This window comes from Variovorax sp. Soil_C_17, from assembly GCF_057657265.1.
On record NZ_JBDGIT010000058.1, the window covers coordinates 1 to 452 of the forward strand.

1 protein-coding gene is annotated in these 452 nt (G+C 63.1%); it reads right to left on the reverse strand.

Annotated features, from left to right (window positions below; translation table 11 throughout):
* Positions 1-446, reverse strand: a 446-nt coding sequence (locus AC3A6Y_RS35020) for a hypothetical protein (RefSeq protein WP_487872795.1), incomplete at its 3' end; no start/stop codon positions are given.
* Positions 447-452: the final 6 nt, after the last annotated feature.

Genomic DNA, 452 nt, shown 5'->3' on the forward strand with positions numbered 1-452 from the left:
GGCACGAAAGGATTCAGCGGCGCCGCATTTGGCGGCACATAGAACGGCGACATGGGAACAGGTCCAACCGCCGGCGCCAGCGGAGCCGGAAGCGGACCGCCAGGCAGCCAGGCCGATGTCTCCTCGAGGATCTTGTAACCCTGCGCATTGAATCTCGACACCACCCTGTAGCCGGCTGTCACGGTGTAGTCGATCTGCGTTCGGCCGCCATCGTCTTGGTAGACATTGGCGATGGTTTCACGGCCGAACACGTCGAAGTCCTGTTCGACCCGGCTCCAGTACTGCGTGTTGTCCTGGTCGTAGTCGTATCGCCTGCGCCGGCCATCGTCGAGGAGCATGGTGGCTTCGTCTTCGCGGCCCCAGGCATCGAAACGGGATTGGACCCGGCTCCAGGCTTGCGAGCCGTCCTGGTCGTAGTCGTACCAGTTGCGGCTGCCGTCGTCCATGTACAG